We start from the raw sequence: 1,727 nt of genomic DNA on the forward strand, positions 1-1,727 counted from the left end.
CTACTTGCTTGTGCTTCGTGCACTCACTTCTGATTCTGCTACTTGCTTGTGCTTCGTGCACCCGCTTCTGATTCGGCTCCTTCCTTGTGCTTCCTGCTTCTGCTCCTGATTCTCCTCCTTGCATCGTGCTTCCTGCACCGACTTCTGATTCGGCTTCTTGCTTGTGCTTCCTGCACCGACTTCTGATTCGGCTTCTTGCTTGTGCTTCCTGCTCCCGCTTCTGATTCTGTTACTTGCTTGTGCTCCTGCCCCCGCTTCTGATTCGGCTCCTTCCTTGTGCTTCGTGCATCAGCACCTGCTCCTAATTCTGCTACTTGCTACTTGCTTCGTGCTTCGTGCACTCACTTCTGATTCTGTTACTTGCTTGTGCTTCCTGCCACCGCTTCTGATTCGGCTTCTTGCTTGTACTTCCTGCACCCGCTTCTCCTTACGTTTTATGGAGAACAAAGCGGGTTACTTTTATTACAACCACATTAACGTTACCGAACGCCTTCTGTTATATTTTTCTACGCTAATGCGCTACAATAGGGATGAAATTGTCCTATATCCTAAAAGACCCAAGGAGTGATCATTGATTATGCTGTACACTGCACTAGGTAAATCCGGTATGCAAGTAAGTCGTCTGTGCCTGGGGACGATGAATTTTGGCCCCGCCACGGATGAGAAAGAAGCCTTTCGCATCATGGATACGGCGCTTGATGCTGGCGTCAACTTCTTTGATACCGCCAACGTCTACGGCTGGGGCGAGAACGCCGGGCTGACCGAGACCATCATCGGGCGCTGGTTCAAGCAAGGCGGAGGCCGCCGCGAAAAGGTCATACTGGCGACCAAGTTCTATGGCTCCATGAATGATCCCCTGGATGGTCCTAACAATGAAGCGGGACTGTCGAGTTATAAGCTGCGCCGGCACCTCGAAGCATCACTGCAGCGTCTGCAAACGGATCATATTGAGCTGTATCAAATGCATCACGTGGATCCTGCTGTTACATGGGACGAGCTGTGGGGAGCTTTTGAAGTAGCAGTCCATCAAGGAAAAATCGGGTATGTCGGATCCAGCAATTTTGCAGGCTGGCAGATTGCCGAGGCACAAGCCGCGGCCAAGAGCCGTCACTTCCTTGGCCTGGTTTCCGAGCAGCACAAGTACAGCTTGACCTGCCGATTGCCTGAGCTCGAAGTGCTCCCCGCCTCACAGAAGCTCGGACTTGGTGTGATTCCTTGGAGCCCGCTGGATGGGGGATTGCTGGGACGTAATGCACTTAAGAAAATTGAGGGCTCGCGCAGCGGAGGAAATGCCGAGCGTGTCGAGAAATATCGATCACAACTGGAACAGTTCGCTGAGCTTTGCCAAGAGCTGGGTGAACCGCAGGATTCTGTAGCTCTTGCTTGGGTGCTGAAGAACCCGGCCGTTACGGGACCGATTATCGGACCGCGTACGCTGGAGCAATTCGAAGGTTCCCTGCAAGCACTCGAAATTGAACTAGACGAATCCATAATGAACCGTCTGGACGAAATCTTCCCGGGACCGGGCGGAGCAGCCCCACAAGCCTATGCCTGGTAAAATTTTATTTAAGTTCTCATCGGTTTAACCCGGAAGCTGTGGGATAAGACGCCCTTCATGAAGGGGCGGCACACAGTTGGACTATTATAATTTCAATCGAGTAGGAGGGGGTGACTAACCCCCGTCCTCTCACACCACCTAGCATGCGGGTCCGCACTAGGCGGTTCCA

At 52.6% G+C, this 1,727-nt stretch carries 1 protein-coding gene; it reads left to right on the top strand.

Annotated features, from left to right (window positions below; translation table 11 throughout):
• The first annotated feature begins 577 nt into the window (after positions 1 to 577).
• Positions 578 to 1,558 (top strand): aldo/keto reductase, encoded by a 981-nt coding sequence (locus tag AM231_RS18535; protein WP_053491841.1) that lies wholly within the window; start codon positions 578 to 580, stop codon positions 1,556 to 1,558.
• Positions 1,559 to 1,727: the final 169 nt, after the last annotated feature.

It is taken from the genome of Paenibacillus solani (genome assembly GCF_001277345.1).
GTDB classification, from domain to species: Bacteria; Bacillota; Bacilli; order Paenibacillales; family Paenibacillaceae; genus Paenibacillus_AQ; species Paenibacillus_AQ solani.

Coding starts and splice junctions, on each gene's coding strand:
- AM231_RS18535 (WP_053491841.1), top strand. CDS start 578: ATGCTGTACACTGCACTAGGTAAATCCGGTATGCAAGTAAGTCGTCTG.